The 23,238-nt window shown below is 60.8% G+C and carries 16 protein-coding genes; 9 read left to right on the top strand and 7 right to left on the bottom strand.

Annotation, left to right across the window (positions count from 1 at the left end):
- Positions 1 to 6: 6 nt before the first annotated feature.
- From AC4FS3_RS16200 to AC4FS3_RS16170, 7 genes are all read left to right on the top strand, one after another.
- Positions 7 to 2,385, top strand: a complete 2,379-nt coding sequence (locus AC4FS3_RS16200; protein ID WP_491021417.1) for a sensor histidine kinase — start codon at positions 7 to 9, stop codon at positions 2,383 to 2,385.
- 132 nt (positions 2,386 to 2,517) lie between these two features.
- A complete protein-coding gene (locus AC4FS3_RS16195) occupies positions 2,518 to 4,182 on the top strand; it encodes a pilus assembly protein TadG-related protein (RefSeq protein WP_491021416.1) in 1,665 nt (554 codons plus the stop codon).
- A 301-nt stretch (positions 4,183 to 4,483) separates the two neighbouring features.
- A complete protein-coding gene (locus AC4FS3_RS16190) occupies positions 4,484 to 4,930 on the top strand; it encodes a hypothetical protein (RefSeq protein ID WP_491021415.1) in 447 nt (148 codons plus the stop codon).
- 855 nt (positions 4,931 to 5,785) lie between these two features.
- On the top strand, positions 5,786 to 6,340 hold the full coding sequence (locus AC4FS3_RS16185; RefSeq protein WP_283179189.1) for a sigma-70 family RNA polymerase sigma factor: 555 nt from the start codon (positions 5,786 to 5,788) through the stop codon (positions 6,338 to 6,340).
- A complete protein-coding gene (locus tag AC4FS3_RS16180) occupies positions 6,337 to 7,041 on the top strand; it encodes an anti-sigma factor (protein WP_491021414.1) in 705 nt (234 codons plus the stop codon). The genes AC4FS3_RS16185 and AC4FS3_RS16180 overlap by 4 nt, the downstream gene beginning before the upstream one ends.
- 147 nt (positions 7,042 to 7,188) lie before the next feature.
- On the top strand, positions 7,189 to 7,746 hold the full coding sequence (locus AC4FS3_RS16175; protein WP_491021413.1) for a fasciclin domain-containing protein: 558 nt from the start codon (positions 7,189 to 7,191) through the stop codon (positions 7,744 to 7,746).
- 111 nt (positions 7,747 to 7,857) lie between these two features.
- A complete protein-coding gene (locus tag AC4FS3_RS16170; protein WP_491021412.1) occupies positions 7,858 to 8,619 on the top strand; it encodes a DUF4394 domain-containing protein in 762 nt (253 codons plus the stop codon).
- 165 nt (positions 8,620 to 8,784) lie between these two features.
- Here AC4FS3_RS16170 and AC4FS3_RS16165 read toward each other — a convergent pair whose 3' ends face one another.
- From AC4FS3_RS16165 to AC4FS3_RS16135, 7 genes are all read right to left on the bottom strand, one after another.
- A complete protein-coding gene (locus AC4FS3_RS16165; RefSeq protein WP_491021411.1) occupies positions 8,785 to 10,413 on the bottom strand; it encodes a purine-cytosine permease family protein in 1,629 nt (542 codons plus the stop codon).
- Positions 10,414 to 10,689: 276 nt separating this feature from the next.
- The gene (locus tag AC4FS3_RS16160; RefSeq protein WP_491021410.1) at positions 10,690 to 12,777 is read right to left on the bottom strand and encodes a hydantoinase B/oxoprolinase family protein; all 2,088 of its coding nucleotides are present in this window, start codon (positions 12,775 to 12,777) and stop codon (positions 10,690 to 10,692) included.
- A 35-nt stretch (positions 12,778 to 12,812) separates the two neighbouring features.
- On the bottom strand, positions 12,813 to 14,885 hold the full coding sequence (locus AC4FS3_RS16155) for a hydantoinase/oxoprolinase family protein (RefSeq protein ID WP_491021409.1): 2,073 nt from the start codon (positions 14,883 to 14,885) through the stop codon (positions 12,813 to 12,815).
- A gap of 373 nt (positions 14,886 to 15,258) precedes the next feature.
- Complete coding sequence (locus AC4FS3_RS16150) at positions 15,259 to 15,984, bottom strand: ANTAR domain-containing response regulator (protein ID WP_491021408.1); 726 nt, start codon at positions 15,982 to 15,984, stop codon at positions 15,259 to 15,261.
- A 76-nt stretch (positions 15,985 to 16,060) separates the two neighbouring features.
- A complete protein-coding gene (locus tag AC4FS3_RS16145) occupies positions 16,061 to 17,251 on the bottom strand; it encodes a transporter substrate-binding domain-containing protein (RefSeq protein WP_491021407.1) in 1,191 nt (396 codons plus the stop codon).
- A 331-nt stretch (positions 17,252 to 17,582) separates the two neighbouring features.
- Positions 17,583 to 18,644 carry a ParB N-terminal domain-containing protein gene (locus AC4FS3_RS16140; RefSeq protein WP_491021406.1) on the bottom strand — a complete coding sequence of 354 codons (1,062 nt, stop codon included), beginning with the start codon at positions 18,642 to 18,644 and terminating at the stop codon, positions 17,583 to 17,585.
- A 4-nt stretch (positions 18,645 to 18,648) separates the two neighbouring features.
- The gene (locus tag AC4FS3_RS16135) at positions 18,649 to 20,061 is read right to left on the bottom strand and encodes an AAA family ATPase (protein ID WP_198835002.1); all 1,413 of its coding nucleotides are present in this window, start codon (positions 20,059 to 20,061) and stop codon (positions 18,649 to 18,651) included.
- Positions 20,062 to 20,677: 616 nt separating this feature from the next.
- On the opposite strand from AC4FS3_RS16135, the gene AC4FS3_RS16130 reads away from it, so the two are divergent.
- Both AC4FS3_RS16130 and AC4FS3_RS16125 read left to right on the top strand, forming a co-directional pair.
- Complete coding sequence (locus AC4FS3_RS16130; RefSeq protein WP_491021405.1) at positions 20,678 to 21,934, top strand: replication initiation protein; 1,257 nt, start codon at positions 20,678 to 20,680, stop codon at positions 21,932 to 21,934.
- Positions 21,931 to 22,959, top strand: a complete 1,029-nt coding sequence (locus AC4FS3_RS16125; protein WP_370584714.1) for a GlxA family transcriptional regulator — start codon at positions 21,931 to 21,933, stop codon at positions 22,957 to 22,959. The genes AC4FS3_RS16130 and AC4FS3_RS16125 overlap by 4 nt, the downstream gene beginning before the upstream one ends.
- Positions 22,960 to 23,238 lie beyond the last annotated feature (279 nt).

The following is a 23,238-nucleotide window of genomic DNA, read 5'->3' as shown; positions in this document are numbered from 1 at the left end:
CGCCCCATGCTTGCGGTCCCGGATCTGTTGCTGACCAGCGTCATGGTCTGGTCGACCATCGTCCATTTTGTTCTGGCCGGGCTTTTCACGGGACATGGTCGGGTGATCGGGGTCCCGACGATCCTTGCTTCCTTTATGGGCCTCGCCCTTTTGCCGGGAATGCCGCTTGTGCCGTGGCTCAGTTTTCCCAATACATCGGCCTATTCCACCACCGATACCCTCACCGCCATATTCTTCTGGCTTTCCGGCATCGGGGCGGTGCTGATCAGCAGGTCGTCCTGGGCGCTGATACCAAACCGGCTCAGCGGTTTCAGCCTGGCGCTTCGCAACCCGGTGCATCTGACAGCGACAGCGCTGGTTCTGGCCTGCTGCTTCCTGCTGGCCACATCCTTGCGCCCGCTCATTGCCGGCGAGCTTCCCAGGCTGGCCTCGGTTTCGGGGGCCTTTGTTGACGCGCTTTACGCGCTGACCGCCGCGGCGCTGGCCCTGCAGGGGATGGAGGTTCTGCGCGAAACCGATTCCGACAACCGCCCGGCGCCACTCATGGTTGTGCTCGCCTTTCTGAGCGCCCTTGCCGCGCTTGCCTTTGTGATGGCGCTGCCCGAACTCGCGCCTTCCGGTCAGGTCGGGGGGGTCGGGACGGTGCTTCTCACCGCAACACTGGCAAGTGTGGTCCTGTTCCGCCGCCCTGCCCTCTTGCTCTGGGCCGGCATCCTTCTGACCGCCGCAACCCTGGCCTTCAACGCCTCGCAAACGGTTGGAGGCCCGGTTCTGCAATCCGTATTCCTGGTCCTGCTGATTGCGGTCCTTTTCAGCATTGGCCAGCCAACAGCCGGGGGCAACGATCCCGTGGGCAATGCAGGCCTGCCTCCGGTGGCCGTTACCCGGCAGTTCCACAAGGCGGCCCAGGCCTGGATCGTCCGCGTCAATCTTGACGACCGCACGCTGCGCTTTGCCAGTGGCAGCGGCGAGAGCCTTGGCTATGGCGACCTCGTCCGGTTCGACGAGGCCTTTTCGGGGTCGGATTTCTCGGGCCTGATCGACCTGGTCCAGGTGCTGCGCAGCGACAGCAAGCGACCGGCTTCCCCCGTCAGGATCCAGCTGACCCGTGGCGGAAAAGATCCCGAGAAGAACACAACGCCGCGGCTCATGACATTCGAAGCCCATGTGCTGAGCAAATCCGGCCCGGAAGCCTGGCTTGCACTGGTCAGCCAGGAGCGCGAAAAAGATCTCTCCGACCGGCTTGCCCGTTACGAACAGCTGCTCGGAGAGGCGATCCTGCGTGAAGAGCGCCTGCTCTCCATCGCCTCGCATGAATTGCGCACCCCGATCGCCATCCTCTCCATGCTGGGCGAAGAGCTCAAATCCGGTACCGAATGGGAGGATATCGGCGCGGGTTACGAAAGAACCCTGGACCGGATTATCGCAATTCTTGATGATCTTCGGGCGGGCAGCGGTACGGGCGCCAGCCATATCGCCAATGCCGGCTTTACCATCCGTGAGATGGCGCAGCAGGTGCTCGACATCTTCTCGACGGTCGCGGTCAGCAATGGGATCAATCTGACATTCACCCCCGGGAAGGACAGCGATACCCTTTTGCAAAGCGATCACAACCGGGTCTTCATCGCATTGTCAAAACTTGCCCATAATGCGATCATTCACTCCCGCGGCAGGGATGTAACGATCGACGCCTTCGTGACCAGGGGGACCGAAGACGAGCGTATCGTAACCTGGCAGGTTGCGGATGACGGAATCGGCGTTGAACCCGACCGGCGTGAGAAGATTTTCGAGCCCTTTGAATCCAGTGCAGACAATCCTGACGAACGGCCCGGTCTCGGGCTTTATACCGCCCGTAAAGCAATCCGGCTGATGGGCGGAGATCTGACCCTTAACGATGACGGCAATGGCAGCCGGTTTGTTCTGACCCATCCTGCCCGGATGGCACGCCAACTGGTACAGCCGGAGCAAAAGGTAATCTCAATGAATGACATCACTCCGCTCTATGAGGATCGCAGCGTCCTGCTGGTCGAGGATAACAAGCTGGTCGGCGAAATCACCGTAACCAGATTGCGCAAGCTGTTCAGACAGGTTGACTGGGCGGAAAGCGGTGATGCCGGGCTGAAGCTGTTCCGTGAAAACAAATATGACATGGTGGTCGTCGACCAGTTGCTGCCGGGCCTGATCGGAAGCGAACTGGTGCGCGAAATACGGCAGACAGAGAAAACCATGCCGATTATTGGGATCACGGCCTCGACGCTTGGGTCGGAATGCCGCGATCTGGAAGAGGCAGGCGCCAATTATGCGCTTGAGAAACCTCTGAGCTTCGGCCAGCTCAAAAGCCTCGCTGACGAGTTTTTCGGTGATGTGGCAAAGGCGGGGGCATGACCTGACCCCGGCTGGTCAGCCGATAGCAAAGCCGCAAACGCAGCTTTTTTCAGGAAAATATAAACTTAAGGTTGTATTCTGCAACTTTAAGCGTAGGACTTATTCGGGGGCGTAGATTTCGTGGTTTACGTGATGGCTGCGCTGAAACGATTTCTCACGGACGCCTCCGGCGCCCTGTCGATTCTTTTTGTCATTCTGATGCCTCTCCTGATGCTGATCGGTGGGGCGGCGACCGATGTTTCGCTTCTGAACGCGCAGAAAAGGTTTACCCAGTCTCAGGCCGACCTCGCCGCACTCAGTGCGTCGCGCTATCTCCCGGATCCGGTGGCAACCCGCCAGGCCGCGCGGGAGGTTGTTTTGCACAATGGCAAATATGGGCAGATCACCCTTGCCGATGCCGATATCCGCATCGGACGCTATGATCCGGTCAGCGGCATCTTTACCCAGGCGCCAAATCAGGCGCGGCCGGAATTTGCCAGCGCGGTTCACGTCATTGTGCCATCACAGTTCCGCCCGTTTCTGCTGTCGCCGATCTTAAGTGACGAGAACATCATCATCAAACGCGCAGCGATCGGGGTGCAGCGGGGAGTCGTTGCTTTCACATTGCGCAACCGGCTTCTGTCTCTGCACACGGACCGCGCAGTCCTTGGGCGGGTGCTGGGGCCATTGGGCCTTGGGCTGAATACCGAAGTGCTGGGCTATATGGGCCTCGCCACCACAAAAGTCAGCCTCAACAACCTGCTCGGCCTCATTGCCGGAACCGAGGTCGGGCTTGATGTGTTCAGCTTCAACGATGTTCTCAATCTCCAGGTCAGCCGTCTGGCTCTGCTGAACCATCTGGTGACGCTCGGCGGGCTTGCCAGGATCGACATTAATCCAACGGCGGTCGGGACAGGGCCGTTGACCCTCGGCCAGATCGTGGGAGCGTCACCGGGCCTGCTGGGTCTGACCGCCGGTGATATTCTTCCTGACATCAAGCTGAATGTCTTTGATCTTGTGATGGCAATGGCCGGGCTGGCCGCAGACCCGAAACAGCGGCTGAGTGTAGACCTGCCGATCAATCTCGGGAATCTGGCGAATATTTCCGTCTCGCTTGGCCTGATCAGACCGCCTGTGATTGCCGTGGGCTATGTCGGAGACACACCGCCGCCGAAGGCCTCGGTGGCACAGGTGGATGCGCTGGTCCTGGCAAATGTTCTGGACCTCGGCGGAACCGGTCTTCTGCGCGTCGCACTGAATGTTGCGGCCGCTACAGCAACGGCCGTGCCGGTCAGTCTGAATTGCAGCGCCACGGCGCCTTCGGACCAGCTGGCCGTGTTTTCGGTCCAGACCGCGCCTGCGGAACTGGCCCTTCGTGTGGGCCTGCTGGACAGCAGGGCCGGCGTAGACCCAAAGGATATGGAGAGGGTCAGGGTCGGCGGCGGAACACAGCAGGTGGCAATCCGGCTCAGCGAACTTGGCAAACCGGTCCCTGTCAAAAATCCGCTGACACTTTCCGGCTTGCTCAGGGATACGTCCAGCTTTCTTGAAACCGTAAGAAAGGATCTGCAGGATCAGGTGAAGAAGTGCAGCGCGCCGCTTGGCTTCCTGTTGTGTCCTCTGCTCGGGCTGGTCAACCTTACCCTTTCGGTGCTGCTCGGAGTCCTTGGCGCGCTTGTGGACAGCCTGGGATACTTTCTCGCAGCGCTCGGCGTCGACCAGTTCCTGCAAAGGCTGCTTGATCTCCTGGGCATAGGGGTCGCGCAGGCAGATATCATTCTCGACAGCTATGCCTGTGGCGCAGCCCTCGCCCGGTAACGCCCGGACCAGTCCAGCCAGAAAGACCCGTTTGACCGCCCGCGCAGACCGCGCAGGCGGTCTTCCGTTTTGGCAGGGCGCCGCGGCGCCACATTCTTGACGCAATCGAAAAAAACCCGCCACAAAAAAGACAGACGACCCCAGGATACATACTTTAGATGCCAAAGAATCAAAAGATCCTGAATGCTCCCATAAGGAGAGGTCCGTGCTGAGACTGATCAAAAGCCGTGCAGCAAGCGAGCGCCCGGCAGAGAGCGCGATGATTATGCGCGTTCCTCCTGCCGCGGAGACTGAATCAAATGTGGCTTACAGTCTGAAAACCTCGTCACTGATCGACGCGCCGCTCTGCCCCAAGGGTCTGATCCTGATGTGCGGCCAGATGGGCTCGCTCTCGCGCGATCTCAGCGACTGGTCGGAAAGGATGCGGGCGGTGGTCATGGTGGTTTCAGAGAACAGCATGACACTCGACTGGTTGCGGGAATATGCGCCGAAGCTTGATTTCCTGCTGGTCGATTCTGATTACCTTGGCGACACCGAGGCCACGATTGATTTCTGCATGCAGGTGCGCCGGGCGACGCCGAGGCTGCCCCTGATCCTGGTCTCAAGCGAAATCCGGTCCCATGACTTTACCTGTGAGCGGATGATGGCCTGTGATGTGACGCTGAAACCTCCGCTGCTGCATACGGCCCTGACGCTGGGCGTACAGGCTGCGTATCAGAACAACGACTATTATCAGACATCGCGCTGAATGCTCCGTGCCTGAGGCCCCCCTCCATAAGTCGTCTCGGCGCGGGCGCCGGTGGGGCCGGGCAACTCCTGATGAGCAGATCCGGCATATTCCGTCTCTGGACCCTGCCCAAAGCCCCTGGGAAGGGGCTCGCCACAAAAAGCCCTGCCGCACAGATGTCGGCAGGGCTTTCGGTTTCCTGATCCACGACAGTCAGGCAGGGCCTCAGACCGTTGTCACAGCCGTCTCACCTGCCGGATGATCCTCTGCTTACCAACAGGCGAAGGCGAGCGAGGTTCTGGTCGGAGAGACTTCCTTCGCCACAACCCATTGAGCTTGCTGCTGCTTTTTCGCACAAGCCTGTGTTGCAAGCGGCTGAGCCGCAGTCACGAGCCGCTCGAATGAGGTCCTGGCAGGCGCTTCAACAGACATCCTGATCAGGTCGGCGTCCTTTTCAGCAGGCATACTGGAGACGCATCCGGAAACAAACATGCACCCGATTATGGCAAGTTTATACTTCACTGTGCAGCACCTTTCTGATTACATACTATATGATATATCCATAGTTCTTTAGCGTCAATAACTATTGAATTATAGTCCGTTAGGCTGTATTGCCACTCTGCGAGGCTATGGTCTGCTAACGGCCAGATCGACGAAGCCGAAGGAATTGTCTGCGGTTAGCAGCAGCGGCTTGCCAGGCGCCGGCCATTCTTCAGCGTGTCGGACCAGGGCGCAGCGGTCTATGGCCTGCCTCATCGGGCCCCTGCCCCGGCGTGACCCCGGTTCTCATCGGCAGGCCCGCGCCGTTTTCGATTGCCTGTCTCTTGTATGGCCCGCCTCCCCGTCGCATGATCGGGTGAACAGACCGGAGCCAAGATGACGTCTGACAGCCCCCGTGACCATATCTCTTGCCTGATCCTCAGGGTTGCTCTTCGGGACCGGGTTGCGTTCGATATGCTCTACAACTCAACCTCTGCGAAACTTTTTGGCACCTGCCTTCGTGTCTTGAAAGACAGGGCAGAGGCCGAGGAGGCGGTGCAGGAGGTGTTCATCAAGATCTGGCTCAGGGCGGACAGGTTTGCGGTGACCGGGCAAAGCCCGATGTCCTGGCTGATCGCGGTCGCCCGGCATCAGGCCATCGACCGGCTGCGCGTCAGGCGGGAAGCGGCCTCAGCGATCGATGATGTGGCGCTGGAAATCAGCGATCCGGCCCCGGGACCCGAGGCCCGCGCCGTTGCAGCCGGAGCGCGGCGGCAGCTTGACGACTGTCTGGGTGAACTGGAGGCGGGCCGGGCTGATGCGGTGCGCTCGGCCTATCTGGAGGGCGACAGCTATGCCGATCTGGCCGCCCGCCATGATGTGCCGCTGAACACGATGCGAACCTGGCTGAGACGCAGCCTTATGCGGCTGAAGGAGTGTCTGCAAAGATGAGCGACACCGATATGGACAAGGATTTCACCGAAGGCGGCGACGAGCTGCTGGCCGCCGAATTCGTGCTGGGCGGCTTGCCCGTTGCGCTGCAGGCCGAGCTTGCCCGCCGGGTCGAAACCGACACGGGTTTTGCCCGGCTTGTGGCGGAATGGGAGGAGCGGCTGTCTCCGATGGCCGAAGGGTTCGTCCCGGCCGACCTGCCGCCCGCCGTGAAACGCGCCCTGGATCTGCGGCTTTTCGGAAACATGCCCGCCCGGCCCGGGATCTGGGCAAGTCTCGCGCTCTGGCGCGGGCTCGCGGGGGCGGCGACCGTGGCTTTTCTTGCCGCGGTGACCCTGCCGGCACTTTCCCCCCCAGTGGCAACGGACCGGCTTGCCGCGTCTCTGACCGCCGAAGGCAGCAGCGTGACCTATCTGGTGCTTTATGACTCAGCCACCGGCAGCGTCAGCCTTGCCCATATGACCGGCGATCCGGTCGAGGGGCGCGACTTCCAGCTCTGGATCGCGCGGGGGGCCGAAGCGCCCGTCTCACTTGGTGTGATCCCGGCAGGCGTTTCTACCCGGGTCGGAACCACCGACCAGATCCGCGCCCTGATGACCACTTCCGCACATATGGCAATCAGTCTGGAGCCGCCCGGCGGCTCTCCCACCGGGCAGCCGACAGGGCCGGTGCTTGCCGTGGGCGACCTTCTCGACATCTGATACCGGTCGTCTGCGCGGGACAGATTTCAGGCCGGCATTCGGGCTTTTTTTAAAAAAAACGCACCGGCCTGAAACTTTCTGCAACCCGCATCCGTGACTTCCTGTGTCCCCCGATCACCGGGATCGACATTTCCGGGAGGAAGTCAGATGAAGACCCTTACCAAAGCAGTCATCGCCGGTTGTTTCGCGCTGGCAACAGCCGGGGCGGCACTGGCCCAGGACAATCCAAAAGTCGGCGGCGCTGCGATGTTCGCTGATAAAAACATCGTCGAGAACGCGATGAACTCGGCTGACCACACAACGCTGGTGGCCGCTGTGAAGGCAGCGGGCCTTGTCGAGACGCTGCAGGGCGAAGGGCCCTTCACCGTCTTCGCCCCCACCAATGCCGCTTTCGAGGCTCTGCCTGCGGGAACCGTTGAGACCCTGCTGAAACCCGAGAACAAAGAGATGCTGGTCAAGGTGCTGACCTGCCATGTCGTAGGTGCCAAAGCGCTGGCAGCCGATGTGCAGAAGATGGTGGCCGATGACGGCGGCAAGCATGTGATCGAAACGCTTGGCGGCTGCAAAATCACCGCCGAGGCCAAAGACGGCATGGTTACCCTGACCGACGAAACCGGCGGCGTGGCCAATGTCACCATCGCCGACGTGATCCAGTCCAATGGCGTGATCCACGTCATCGACAAGGTTCTGCTGCCGAAGGGCTGATCTCTCCGGCACAGCCCGGGCCATGTCCCGCGCGGTCTCTCCCTCCCGCACGGACATGGCCCGTTATCGCCGGGATCACCGGCAAACCCAAACCAAAGAAGGAATTTTCCGATGAATGCGATCAAATCGGTCACTGCGGGCCTCTTGCTCTCTGCGCTCGCCGCACCGGCCATGGCTGCGACAGTTGTCGGCCTTTCGGGTGAAAACGAGTTGCACTGGCTCGACACCGAAAGCTGGACGCGCACCGGCGGCGTCACCGTGACCGGCGTCGAGGGGCGTCTGCTCGGCATTGATGTGCGCCCGGCGGATGGTATGCTTTACGGGGTCTTTGCCGATGGCACCCTCGCCACCATCGATCCGCAAAGCGGCGTGGCGACCCGCGTCAGCACATTGGCCACCAGACTGGCAGATGGCGTCCCGGCCACAGTCGATTTCAACCCGGTTGCCGACAAATTGCGGGTGATGGGCAGTGACGGCACCAGCCTGCGCGTGACGGTCGAAACCGGCGAAGTGGTGACCGATGGCAGCCACGCTTACGCCGATGGCACTGCCCCGAACATCATCGCCGGCGCCTATACCAATTCCTACAAGGGCAGCGAGAAAACGCAGCTCTTCAACATCGACGGCGCAGCAGGCTGGCTGGTGCTGCAAGACCCGCCAAATGACGGCACGCTGAAGCCGGTGGGGGAAATCGGCGTGAAGCCGACCGAGGCCGGGTTTGATATCGCCTCGGATGGCAAGGGCGGCAATGAAGCCTGGCTCGTTGTCGAAGGGGGCTTCCATTCGGTCAACCTGGAGACCGGGGCCACAACAGAGGCAGGCCGCATCGACGGCGCGAATGTCCGTGACATCGCCATCCTGCCCAGCATGTAAGTAACCAGTGCAAGAGTTCAGTACTGTATGAGTGACGCGGCCCGGAGCTTAAGGCTTTCGGGCCGCTTGCGTTTCTGTGGATCGGCATGCCGGCACCATCCACGGTCCCGGCGTCACAAAAAAGGGCCGCATCAGATGCGGCCCAGGTCTCGGGATGCGCCTTGGTTACTGTCTTACCAGGTCCTCCATGCTCAGATTTCCGCTGCTGGCGCGCGCCTCTGCACGGGCCGCAACCAGAAATTCGCTGCGATCAGAGGCACAGGCGAGGCAGATCGGCTCATGGCCGGCGGAAGGGTCGCGGTCCATCTCATGCGCGATATAGGCCTGATGGCAATGGTGGCAGCGAATGCGGGCCTGCCAGGGATCGTCGACCTCCTTGCGCGGATCACCTGGCCGTTCCTCGACAAACCAGTTGCGTTGCGCGACCAACAGCGAGGCGGCATAGATCACCACCGCGATCCCCAGCGTGACCGGAGGCGCCCAGACCCCGCCGAAACTGCCGCCGAAGACCATCATCAGGCAGCCGGTGGCCGAGGCAATGACCCAGGCGCCAAGGCCGCCGGGATTGACCATCGGCACCCTGCCCGGCCGGAACTCCAGCTGATCCGCCCTTATGCCGCGCAGACTGCACCAGGCGATATGGGTCATAGCGACGCCCACCCAGGCCACGATGATCACGCCCTGGAATTGCAGCGTCAGCAGCAGATAGCCAAAGACATTGGTCAGCATCACAAGGAAAATCACCACCGTCATGATCCCGACCCAGACCGTGCGCGGCCAGGAAATCTTGAAGGCCCGCGCGAAGAAGTTCTGCATATTGGTCGAGGAAAGATAGAAATTGATGGTGTTGATCCGGGTCTGACTGGCCCAGACCAGCAGCACGCCGAATGGCCCCATCAGAGCGACGATGCCGATGATCGCCGAGGTCTCGCTCAACTCGCCTTCAATCGGGATGGTGAAGGTGATGAACATGCCGACAGCGCCATTGATCAGCAGCGTGACCACATAGAAAGGAATGCCGAAGGTGATACGGCCATTGAACGGCGCGTCTTCCTTGCGGCCAAAGCGGGCGACATCCCAGGTCATCATCACCACGACCCAGACGCCCATATAGACCGTAAAGGCGAACCACCAGCCAGGGACACCGACATCGACACCGCCAACAGGCATCTGGGTCAGCCAGGCCCCGGAATATCCATGCTTGGCGGTCGCCCAGATCACACAGGCGACCAGCCCGAACACGTAAAGCGGCAGCAGGATGCCATTGATCCGGTCAAGCCAGGTCCTGACACCGCGCATGACGAGGGGCGCGCTGTAAAGGCAGACGATGAAATACCAAAGGCTCATCGGGCCGCCGAAGTAATCCTGCAGCGCAATGGCGACAATCGAGCCTTCGGCGATGGCATAATAGGTGATCGTGACCCCAAACAGCAGCGCGGCGAAGGTGGCGCCGACCTGGCCGAACACCGCGCGGGAAAACAGGGCGACGCTGGTGCCGCTGCGGGCGGCGAAGCGCGCTGCAATGCCGCAAAGGATGCCGTAGACGATGGTCGAAAGCGCGATCCCGATCAGGGTGTTGATGGTGCCGACCGTCAGCGCGACCATACTGCCGACAACGACCCAGAACATCGCGCTCATCAGCCCGAACCAGGCCATCGAGAGCGAGAAGCGTGAACTTCGCCACGAGGGCGGCACGATATGCAGCGAGAAATCTTCCGCTGCGGCCTCGCGCAGCACCTCGGGCTCGTCATGGAAGATGATATCGGGGGCAGGATATATTCTGGCAGGGCTCATGAATTCCAGCTCCTCATGGGGTTTCTCTGAAATCGGAAAACCGGCTGTAAGCAGAGAAGAGGCGTCGCCTGACGGGTCGTCAGGCCAGGTGCCACAAGTCATTCGCGAGCTGCCCTGACCAGGTTTCGCCCCTGGTCACTCAGGGCGGGCAGACTGGCTAAATCCCCTGAGGCCGCAGCGGAAAACCGGTATCCGTCTGAATTTGGTGTCGTCTGGCAGATCAGGTCTGAAACAGGGCGGCGGATGATCCCGCCGCCCTGGGTAGTGATGCGTTTTTCAGGCGGCAGCTTTCAGCCGTTCGCCGGCCTCCTCGCTCAGCACCGCGAGCGTTTTGCCCCAATAGGGCAGGACGCGGCGCTTCATCATTTCGCGGAACTGGGCGGTTGTATTGGCGAGAAGCTCGCCATTGCCCCAGTCAAGGATGACGCCATATTGCCGGACACAGTCCATCTCGTTGAACTCGCCCGCGCGGTAGCGCGCCGCGACTTCGGCGGGATCGGCGTCGAGCCAGCCGGGGCGCTCGGCGGCGATCCGGGCGCGTTCGGCCTGAGTTGCGGCCTCGTCGACCTCATATTGCGCGAGATCGGCATCGACGACGCGGATGACCACGCCATAGTCGATCTGCGCCCGCCGGACGCTGACATATTCGTCGGCCACATCCTCGCAGACCAGTGCCGGATCGCGCAGCAAGGGGTCGCCCACGCCCCCTCCCCCGGCCGAAGGGCGGGTAAAGACATCATCAAGCTCGATCGGCAGGTTCGAGAAGATCGAGCCGAGATAGCGCTCGCGCTCTGTCCCCTTGTTCAGCCAGACGCCATGCGGGATCGAGGGCAGACCGCCCCACATCCCCCAGGTGACCGAGCGTTCGCGGTCGCAGCAATACGAGACGACGATGCGCTCGCCCTCAAAGACCGAGCCGCCTTTTTCGGCACCAAGCCCGCCGCGGGATTCGCCGGGTCCGGCAGAATCCTGCACGAAATCATGGCATTTGGTCAGAACGGGCGCCAGCCGCTCCTGACCCTCCAGCGGCTGGATCCCATATTGCGCGCCAAAGACCGGTGCAGTGGCGTTAAAGCCGTCGCGCCCGTTCCGGCCGCCCCAGCCGCCCGCCATCCAGTCATACCACATGAAATAGGGCTTGCCCTCGATCCTGGTATCCCGCCCGCCGACCAGCAGATATTCAAGATTGAAGGCGCAGCCCATGGTGCGTTCGGGCATGATATCAGCCCAGAGCCCGAAAACCGAATTCATCAGTTTCTCGAACGGGCCGGAACAGAAACCGGCGCAGGGGCTGGGCCAGTTGGCATTCACCACCGTGCCCGGCTCGCCCACATTGACGGTGACCGCGCGGTATAGCCCAGAATTCAGCGGCAGATCCGGGAACTGGTACTTCGTTCCCGCCACGATCCCCGCGAAAGACCCGCCATAGGCCGCGTTGAGGAAGGTCGAGATCTGCGGATGCGAACCGGAGAGGTCGTAATGGGCATGATTGCCCTCGATGGTGAACTTGATCTTGATCGGGATCAGGCCCTCTTCGAGCTTGGGATCCTGGTCGATATAATCCTCGGCATACCAGGTGCCGTCGGGCAGTTCGGCCAGGCGCTGGCGCATCAGCACCTCGACCCAATCCTGCACTTCGCGGAAGGCGATCTTGATGGTCTCGACACCATATTTGCCGCAAAGCCGCAGGATCTCGCGTTCGGCCACGGCAGTCGCCTCGGCCTGGGCCTGCATATCGCCGATCACATCGCCCGGGTTGCGGGTGTTATTGGCGATCATCTTCGCCACATCTTCCAGCCAGACACCCTTGCTCCAGACGCGGGTCGGCGTGATGCGCAGCCCCTCGCCCATATGGTCAAGCGCGGTGATGTTGAACGAGCCCGGCGTCGCCCCCCCCATATCGGCCCAGTGACCATTCGCCTGGGACCAGCCGATCAGCTCGCCCTCATAAAACATCGGGCGCAGGATGCGGGTATCGTTGAAATGGCTGCCGCCGCGGAACGGATCATTGATGATGAAGACGTCACCGGGATGGATATCGCCCGCGAAATCCTCGATCACCGCTTTGCAGGTGTAATGCAGCGTGCCGACATGGGCCGCGATATCGCCGGTGCCCTGCATCACCAGATTGCCCTCGGGATCGCTGAGGCCGGACGAAAAGTCGCGGCAATAGATCACGAAGGAATAGCAGGTGCGCAAAAGCTGCTCGGCCATCTGGTCAACGATATTGACGAAGGCGTTGCGCAGCACCTCGAAGGTGATCGGGTCAAGCTGCGATTTGAACTCGGTCATCCGCTGTTCGGGGGGCGGCGGGAACTGGATGCCCTTGTCGGAAAGGCTGAGAGATTGTTTTTTGCCGGTCATGCCGGGATCCTCCTGATGTTGGGGTGGGCGGGCGCTTATGCCGCGCCGAGCCGGATCTGGATGTTGAGCCATTCGTCGATATAGGCCTCGTCACCGGGCGGGATGACGGTGGTCGAATCGAGCTGGTCGATGACAGCGGGGCCTTTGATGGTGACGCCGGCCGGCAGGGTTTCGCGGTCGTAAAGCGCGGTGGTCAGCGCGGTCGGATGATCGTGGAACCAGGCCTCGCGGGTGCCTTTGGGAACCGCTTTCGCATTGGGATCGATGGTGATCTTCGGGAAAGACGGCTTTGGCGTGACGCCGATGGCGCGCACCGTCAGGCGGTAGATCTCGACCGGGAAATCCTCGCGGCGGAAGTTATGCGCCTTTTCATATTCGCTGTGGAAGATCGCCAGCGGCTCCTCAACCGAGGTGATTTCCCCCGGCACCGGCACCGCGAGCGAGCGCCACTGACCCCGGTAACGCATGTCGATAAAGCGCTGGAAGGTCATATCCCCCGCCTTCACGCCGTCCCTTTCCAGCCGGTCACGGCCTTCCAGCTCCAGCTTGCGGAACCCGGCCTCGACATCTGCGGGCTTCGCGCTGGCGGCATCCTCGAAATACATCTGGGTGACGTCATGCTGCACATCGACCAGCATACAGCCCACCGCCGAAGTCACGCCGGGATTGGGCGGCACGATGACCACGGGGATATTGAGTTCGCGCGCGATATCAACACCATGCAGCGGGCCCGCCCCCCCGAAAGCCACCAGCGCAAAATCGCGCGGGTCATGGCCCCGGGCAATCGAGATCAGCCGCACCGCATCAGCCATATTGGCATTGGCAACGCGCAAAGTGGCAAGCGAGGCCTCGACCAGATCCAGCTTCAGCGGATCGGCGATCTTGTGCATCGCCGTCAGTGCCGCATCGCGGTTGAGGGATTTCTTGCCCCCCGCCAGCGTGGTGCCGACCCGGCCAAGGATGATATTGGCATCCGTATTGGTCGGCTCAGTTCCGCCCGCCGCATAGCAGGCCGGCCCCGGCACCGATCCCGCCGATTGCGGCCCGTTGCGCAAAGACCCCGCCTTGTCGAGCCAGGAGATCGAGCCGCCGCCCGCGCCGATGGTCAGCACTTCGATCGAGGGGAAACAGATCGGATGGCCCCAGTCGACCTCCCATTTATCGGTCATGCGGATATTGCCGGCCTCGGCCAGCGAGATATCTGCCGAAGTGCCGCCCATATCGAGCCCGATGGAGTTCTGATAGCCGCAAAGCTCGGCGAAATATTTGCTGGCGATGGCGCCGGCGGCAATGCCCGAGGCCGCAAGCCGCGCGGCATATTTCTCGGCCGTGGCCGGCGTCATCACCCCGCCGCCGGAATGGAGCAAAAGCACATCCGCCTCATAGCCCGCTTCCGAGGTTCTGCGCGCAATATCGCGGGCATAGGGGCGGATGATCGGGGCAAGAATGGTATTGGCGACCGTGGTCGAGAACCGGTCATCCTCAAAGATCTCGGGATGGGTTTCATGCGAGGTCGAGATTGCAATATCCGGCCCCAGAACTTCGGCAAGGATCTCCGCCATGCGCAATTCATGCGCGCCATTCACATAGGCATTGATGAAACAGACCGCGACTGCATGAACCTCGCGCTTTTTCAGGATGCGCGCAATTTCCCGGGCGCGGTCCTCATCCAGAGGTTCCAGAACCTCACCACGGAAATTGATCCGTTCTTTCACCGCAAACCGGTCACGGCGGCGCACATAAGGCGGCGTACCCTCTTTATAGGCATCCCAGGGGTCTTCGCGGGTGCCTCGCCCGATTTCCAGAACATCGCGGAACCCTTCGGTCGTCACCATGGCCACCGGCTTGAAATTGCGGGTGATCAGCGCGTTGGTGGCCACCGTGGTGCCATGGGTGAAAAGCTCGACGTCCGCCCAGTCGATATTGGCGGCCTCGGCGCCATTCATAATCGCGTCAATCGGGTTCTTTGTGCTGGGAACCTTCGCAACCGTCTGATTGCCATTCTCATCCAGAACAAAAACATCCGTAAATGTCCCGCCAACATCAATGGCAAGGCGCGTGCGCGCCCGTTGCGGTGCCGGGCCCGCGCCCGCTCCGTCCATGCTCATCATGCAATTCCTTTGATCTGAGCCCCGCAATACGGTCCGCGTCATGCGGAATCGCAATGCGAATGGCTGCATCTGAGTTTTATTCTGAGAGGGAGATTGTCACCCGCCGCATTCGGCATCTGGTGATTTGGCATTCTTTGTTGAATGCGCCCTATAAGACTACGCGATGAATATATGCATCTCCAAGTGATTTTTTACGAGGATGCAGTGGCAAAACAAGATTTGATTAATGCAGTTAAAACAAAGAGGTGATTTCTGGCGAACCGTGCTGCACTGCAAAAACCAGCCTGGGTTTTCGAATTATACAGACGCATATTTCCGGCATGGGTAAGTCATCGCATCGCGCCCCGGCAGCTCAGGAGGAAAAAACGAATCAGGCAGATTTATCGGTCAGGCTTTCATCATGCGCAGCCGCCCCGGCAAGACAAAGCGCCTGCCAGTCCGGCTTGTCGGAAAGCCTCATCGCGGCGCTGCTGTCGCTCCAGCCCAGGCGGATGAGAACCTCGCTGGAGATGGCTTCAACGGTGGTCCGCCGCTTCATCGCAAGTTCCCGCAAGACGGCGTAAGCCACCTTTTCCGGGTAACCTTCCGCCAGCATCACCGCCAGTTTCGCGCGTTCGACCATCCGGCAGGATTCCAGCTTGGCCTGCGCCCGTTCAAGGTTGAGGCTTATGCGCTGTTCCCGCCGGTGATTGTTCACCGCAGCCAGCAGGTTGGTAAGAATCCCGAAGGGCCGTATCGGCAATCCGATCACGGCATTGACCCGCATATGCAGCAGGCGGTCGATGGAAAGCGGGTTCTCGTAGTCAATGACCGCAATGAGAACGGCAGAGGGGGTGTCGGCCTGCCAGTGAAATGTCTGACCGCTCTCGGTGACACGGTCGACCATCACGAAAATGATATCAATATCAGTTGGATAGTTCTGCGGCGGTGGCCATATCTCCTGGACCTGACAGCCTATTCTTTCCAGGTGCGATTTCAGCGCGAGGCCATCACTGTCCTGGGGCTGAACAAGCAGAAAGCTCAGGGATCTCAGATCCCTGATCAGAAAGGGCTGCTCTTTTTCGCTGGCAAAAGGCTCGCTTCGTCCAGGCCGCATTTCAGATCCTCTTCCCCGAAGAACGTTCACTGAATACGATTGTACAAGATCACTTGTCACCCACCGGCTGGCCGGGTCATTGCCTCATGCCGGAGATCCGGGGCAAAGGTGTTGAGGGCGGTGCCGTATCGGAGAAAACGCCAGCGTCACCGACAAATTCATAGGTCGTACGATACGGGTCCGGGCGGACGGCGCAATTGGTCTCGGCAACGATATCGAACTGACCATCGTCGCGTGCCACCCCAACCTTTGGCCAGACATAGCAATGCGCATTCAGGGCATCGAGGCTGACAAGCCCTTGCGGCGCGTCAAACGAGGCGCCAAGGATCCCCGACCGGATCGAACTGAGATTGTCCGGATCGCCGCCACGCATGGCCTGGGCCACCACATGCGCCTGGGTATAGGCCGCATCCCAGCACATATTCGCATAGGGCTCCTCATTGCGCCGCGTCCTGAAACGCGCAAGGCAGGACTGGTTGGTCACATTTGCCTGTGACGCGAAATAGCTTGCGGCGGTGATATGGCCAGCTGCTGCCGGTGCTCCGATGTCCCGTAAATCCGCCTCACTCGTCGTCAGGCTCGCAACCATCATTCGTCTGGCATCAAGGCCACTCCCGACATAGGCCTCGTAGAAATTCCGGTTCGCCTCACCAACGAAGTTATTGAAGATTATATCAGGTCTGGCTTTCCTGATCCTTCTGATAAGGGCGTCAAAGTGAATAGGGGTGGCCATATCGTCAAGATAGGCTTCACCTACGATCTCGCCACCTCCGGATCGGATCAGGTCGCCCATGATACGCCCGGATTCACGCGGCCATACGTAATCTGAACCAACGATGTAAATCCGGGGCGCCGGATCTTTCAGAAGATAACGGGCCAGAAAAACGCTGTTCTGGTTCGGGACAGCGCCGAAATACACGATGTTCTCAGAATACTCAAAGCCCTCATATTGTGCGGCATAACACAAAAGAGCCGACTGTCTGTCCACCACGCTCAAAACCGCTTTCCGCTGGCTTGATGTGTAGCAGCCCAGAATGACCCGGACCTTATCTTCTGAAACAAGTCCCTCCGCCAGTTGCTGATAAGCCGCTGGCTCGCCCATTGGGTCACGAATTACAGGGCACAGCTCACGGCCATTGATACCGCCGCTGGCATTAATTTCCTCTATGGCGAATTCCGTCGCTGCAAGCATGCTGCGCTCGGTTACGGCGGTGCGCCCTGTTCCGGAAAACAGAACACCTATATGAATCGGCTGGTCGCTTGTCATTCGGAGCAAACCTTTCCGGGGGGGAAACGGGCGATCGCATGCAATCATAAGCCCGCGGAACCGGGCAATGCTGGCCGGTTAAATGCAAGTGTAGGGGAGCGCAGCAGATGGGTCAATATAACTTTGACGCACTGCCGCGCATGAAGAACACCTGACGTGCCGGAGACTGTTCTTTATTGGCCCATGTCTGAAAGCCTGGCGGGAAAGGGTGTACTCGGCGACATAGCCCCTCCCTCCGGCATTTTACCCCGACCGGTATTGTTGCCGAAGCCCCCCCCGCAAGGGCCCCTGCCCTTCTAAGAAAATCCATTTACAATCAATATGTTAATTATCACCCAAGTGCCCGCGCCATCTCGCGCATCACCCGTTCGACAATCTCACGCGAGGCCGCGCGGCCTCCAAGCCGGATTGACCAGCCTTTCGCGTCCTCCTGCGCCTCTAGCCGGAACCCGGAAGGCGACAGCACAGGCGCCAGCACGTCGCGCTTTGGTCGTCCGCCGCGTTTCGGATCTGCCACCTTGGGCGCAAGACCGGCCAGAGCCCGATCCAGCAGCGTCCACTCTTCCTCGGGATTGGCCGGCGTGGTCAGGGCGAGTGCCTCGCGCAAGGCGCCCTCTGCGCCCTCGCGCAGCGCCGTGGCGAGCCGCAGCCCGTCCTTCTCACGCAACTGTTCGGGGAAGGAAAGCATATCGCCGAGCTCTTCGAAGATCAGCGCGAAGGAACGGATCTTTGACCGTTTCCCCTTCGAGGCCACCGGGAACAGGGCCTCAACCGCCGCCTCTACATTGGGGAAAGCACCTTGCTGCGCCGCCAGCACTGCGATGCGACCGCGCTCGAACTGGCTGAGACCGGCGCGGACCTCATTCTCTTCGACCATGGCGGCAATCGGACCGCCAAGGGTCTCAGGGTCACGCAACACCGCGCGGATGCGGTCGTAACGGGTGTCACCGCTCAGCGCCCGGAGCGCCCGGATCGCCATCAGACGCCGGTAGCCGGACAAGAGACCATAGCCCCCTGAGGGTAGCGCGAAGACCTCGACCGGCAGGCGCAGCCCGTTCTTCGCGATGGAAAGCTTCAGCTCCTCCATCTCCTCGGCCCCGATCGAGCTGCGGTCGCGCACCAGGGCATCGGCCTCGATCCCGTCGGTCGCAAGATCGAGCATCACCAGCCCCTGCCCCTGCGCCTCGCGCCAGGCGCTGGCGTCCTGCCGGTCACGCGCGACCTCGGCCCGCTCGGCCGCCGGTCGTGGATCCAGCGCCGCCGCCGCTTCGGCCGCAACCGTGGCAATCGGGGCTACTGTCGGCCGCGGCAAAGAGGTTTCGCGGCGAAACTCTTCCTCAACGCGGTTGATGTCTTCGGCCGATGGCGGCACAAGCGTTCTGCGTTTTGCCATGGTCTTAACCCTCCCCATCCGCAGTGGTGCCCGCTTTGGCCAGCTGTTGATCCCTCCACCAGGTGCCAAGGATCAGCTCTTTCACCTCGGCCCAGGTGCGATCGAACGTCTCGCGCCCGCGCACCCAGGTGTCGCGGTTGTAATCGCGGTAATCGGTCTCATAGATGCCCGAAACCTGCTCGCCGGCCTGGCCGACCATGGCCGTCACCTCCTGGCGGTATGTGGTCATAAAATCGCCGAACCAGGCCTGAACGACATTGGCGAGATCGGTCTGTTGCGCCGCATCGAACCTGGTGATCAGCGCCCGGACGGCATCCCATTCGAACCGCATCTCGGGCAGGCCAGAGCCACGTCGCGCCCGGTTCTCGCCCTCTTCGATCGAGGCGAAGGTGGAATAGATCATGTCAAAGAACCGCCCCGTCGAATCGAATTCCAGGAAGGACGCCCCGAGCGGAACCAGAAGGATATCGGCCGCGGCAAGGGCATTGATCGTCAGATAACCAAGCGCCGGCGGGGTATCGAGCAGCACGAGATCATATTCATCCAGCAACCCGCCTTCCGTAAGCGCGTTCGACAGCGCATCCCAAAGCTGCCAGGATCTGAGCTGCATCCGCCAGACCGGCACCTGGAACTCGGCCCAGTACAGGTTCAGCTGCGCACCAATCAGGTCGATATTCGGCCAATGGGTCTTTTGCACCAGGTTTCGCGGCGAAACCTTCAGTGCTTCGGTCAGGGTTTCATCAAAGGTAAACGGCGCGTCCCCATTGGCAACACGCACCTCGTTTTCCTCCTGCAGCCGCAACGCATAGTCACGGGCGAGCAGCGGGAAGACCGTCTTCCATTCATCCTCGACCTTACCGCCCATAATCGAGGTCATCGAGCCCTGGCTGTCGAGGTCGATCACCAGAACCTTATAGCCATCGAGCGCGGCGGACATGGCCAGATGCGCGGCGGTGGAGGTCTTGCCGACGCCGCCCTTGAAATTCGCAATGGCGACGACTTTGGCGGGCAGGCCCTCGGGGCGCCAGGCGCGGTATTCACGACCCCGCGCGCCTTCAGCTGCGAAATGGTCGCGCAGCGCCAGCACCTCTTCGAGCGTGAACCATTTGGAACCACCCTCCCCTTCGCCCTGCGGCAGTTCCGGGTTCAGCCGCAGGACGCGCCGCAGATGGGCAGAATTGACCGGGATCAGATAGCGGCAGACTTCCCAGGTCGAGAACCGGCGCAGTCGCTTTTTGCCATCCGGCGCATAGCCCCGTTTCGCCAGATCATCGCGGCCGCGACTGGCAAAAGCCGCGGCCTTGGCAAAGCGCGCGGTATCGATGGGATCCGCCAGCCTTGCTGCGGCCTGGGCCGGGTCGATGTTGAAATAGGGGGGGAGATCAGTCTTGCCCGGAAGCACTGGTTTCTGTGCCATTCTTTGCCTGTATGTTCGCAGTTTATGCTGATATTGCCCGAACTATGGCACATCATGGGTGAGAAGGGAATCATTCCTGTCCATCTGATCACTGATCTTTCTGGATTTTATCGAAAAGAGAGAACAAAGCGGTCTCTGTTTCATAATCTTTTTTCGCTTTAGAGTCTTTACCAGGTCACTAATCCTGCAAAAACAGTGTCTTCTGGCAGGATGGGTGCCCCTATACGGGGTGATGGGTATCCGGTTTCAGGACATTAGGTATCCGTTTGCGGGAAGAGAGGTGCCGATTCCCGGGCGAGGACGGAGTTTTGTGGATAAGTGACCCATAAATGGCAGGCATAGAGCCTGTTTCTCCGAATCATCCACAGGCCGGACGTCATCTGGCAGGGATGCTTCCTGCAAACGGATACCTTTCCGGAAGCGGCAGGATAGCTCAGGTTCCCGTTTACGGTTCGGCCTTCCGGCTTGCCCTGAGGGTTCCCGTCCGGTTCTTGCATTTGGATACCTTTTGCCGGATGATCCCGCCATAACAATAGCGACAGACGGGATTCGGCGATGGGCCGGGCGTCTGCGCAATGACCGGATTACAGATCCGGCGCTGAGCGAGGGCAGGCCGATGCAGATCCCGGAACGGGTCACAGAAGACAGGGTTTCAGACAGGACTGGAACAGAGGACATTCCGCGTGACCGGCTGAGCGGTCCGCTCAGGCGTGGCGCGGTGAAGAAGCATGTGGCGGCGATCCATGTCTCGGGGAAGCTGAGCCTTCTTCAGCGCAAGCTGTCGAATGTCCTCCTCCTCAATGCCTATGACACCCTGACCTCGCAGCCGCGCCATCAGATCGATGCGCGTACGCTTTGCCTGATGATCGGCTATAATTCGAATGATATGGAGACGCTGAAAGCGTCTCTGCGCGGGCTGGCCGAGACGGTGGCGGAATGGGACATGCTTGACGCCGACGGTCAGCAGGAATGGGGGGTCTCGGCGCTGCTGGCCTATGCCAAGCTCAAGGGCGGCATTTGCGAATATGCCTATTCGCCGGCGCTGGCGGAAAAGCTGCATGACCCCAAGGTCTTCGCGCTGATCAATCTCAACATCCAGCGGCGGTTCACCTCGGGCCATGCACTGGCGCTCTATGAGAATTGCTACCGCTTTATCCGCACCGGTTCGACCGGCTGGTGGTCGCTGGATATTTTCCGCCGGCTGATGGGGGTGGCGGACAGCCCCTATTATGATGAGTTCAAGCATCTGAACGCCAAGATCATCAAGCCTGCGGTGAGTGAGGTGAACAAGACGTCGAATATCGTGGTGACCCCGGATTTTCGCAAAATGGGCCGCCAGGTGACGGAGATCCGGTTTCTGATCGCCGAAAACCCGCAGCTTGCGATCCTTGATATGGATGACGGCGAGGGGCATCGCAATTCAGATGCCTATGCGCGGCTCAGGGCGCTTGGGGTCTCGGACCGGCTGGCGCGGCAATGGATACAGGAACATGGCGAGGATCATCTGCGCCAGAAGCTTGACTATGTGGCGGGGCAGGGGGGCGTCAGGAACGCGGTCGGCTATCTGTCGAAAGTGCTGAAGGAAGGCGCCGCGAAAGATGCGGTGGAGGTTTCGCCGCGAAACCTTACCGCAGCGGGCGCGCTTTCGCCGCGGGCGCAACGGCTCGCGAGGATCCAGGCGCTGGCCCAGGCGCGGACACCGACGCAGCGTGATGCGGACCGCCGGCTGTTTCAGGCGCGGCTTGACGGTGCTGCCCGAGATGATTTTGAACGTCATGGCTGGATGTCGGCGCTGAACGCTGCTGCTATTCTTGTGTTTTGGGAAGAGGTCTCGCCCGGGGCCTTTGACGGTATCGCAGGAGGGGCAGAGTGAGCGCACGGTCTTTCATCTCGCGCGGGGTGGCCCATATCGACGTGCCGCATCAGGGGGCGCCAGTCTCGGTCGGGTTTGTGCTTTTGCCGCAATTCACCATGCTGGCTTTCACCTCGGCGGTGGAGCCTTTGCGGGTGGCAAACCAGCTGGCGGGGAAGACGCTGTTCGAATGGGCGGTCTGGTCGTCTGAGGGCGAGCAGGTCACGGCGTCGAACGGGATGCGGGTCGGGGTCGATGGCGGGCTGCCGCCCGAGGCCCCTTCGGGCTATGTGCTGATCTGCGCCGGGACCGAGCCGGAGATGACCACCACGCGGCGGATGTCAGACTGGATCCGGGTGCAATGGCGGCGCGGCCGGACCGTGGGGAGCCTGTGCACCGGGGCCTATACGCTGGCGAAAGCGGGGATCCTCAAAGACCGGCAGTTCACGCTGCATTGGGAAAACATCCCCGGATTTGTCGAGACCTATCCGGAGCTCGAGCCGCTGCGCCGGGTATTTTGCATCGACAACCGGGTTATCACCTGTGCCGGCGGCATTGCCTCGGCTGAACTGGTGGTCAAGCTGATCTCGGAACATTACGGGCCGGCTTTGGCGCAGGCGGTGATGGATATGTGCCTGCTGACCCATATGCGGCGCGAAAGCGATGATCAGATGACCTCGCTCGCGTCGCGGCTGGGCACGCGGAACGAGCATGTCGTCAAGGCCGTGGCCTGGCTGGAAGGGCGGCTGTCAGAGGATTTCCTGCTGGAGGAATGTGCCGATCATGTCGGTGTCACGCCGCGCCAGATCCAGCGGTTGTTCCGCCGCTATCTTGGCGTGACGCCGGTGCAATATCTGAACGGGCTGCGGCTGTCGCATGGCAGGCTTTTGCTGTCCGAAACCAATATGACGGTGATGGAAGTGGCCGTGGCCTGTGGCTATGTTTCCTCGTCGCATTTCGCGCGCAGCTTCCGTCAGAAATATGGCGTTTCGCCGAACAAGTATTCACATTTCCCCGGCGGGGCGCGCAGCGAACTGCCGGTATAGTCCGGGGCTGCACCCGCCACAGGAGGCGGAGGGCGGAGGGAAAAATCTGCTAAACCCGGTGATTACCTGACAGGGGTCGCAATTCTGCCACTGGTGTCGTAAATTGCGCTGTGACCTGGCAGAATATGCGCTGACTTCAGGAAAAAGGACTCACCGGCCGACAGAAGGGCAGGGCGGGAAACCGTCAGCATCCGGGACGACGTCGGACGGCATTATCCAATCTGCAGACATGAGCGGTATCGTCTGGAGATCCTTCAAACAAACCGCAACCGGGAGATG

This window comes from Pseudogemmobacter sp. TB195 (genome assembly GCF_058313095.1).
This window is presented reverse-complemented; position numbering and strand designations above follow the sequence as displayed.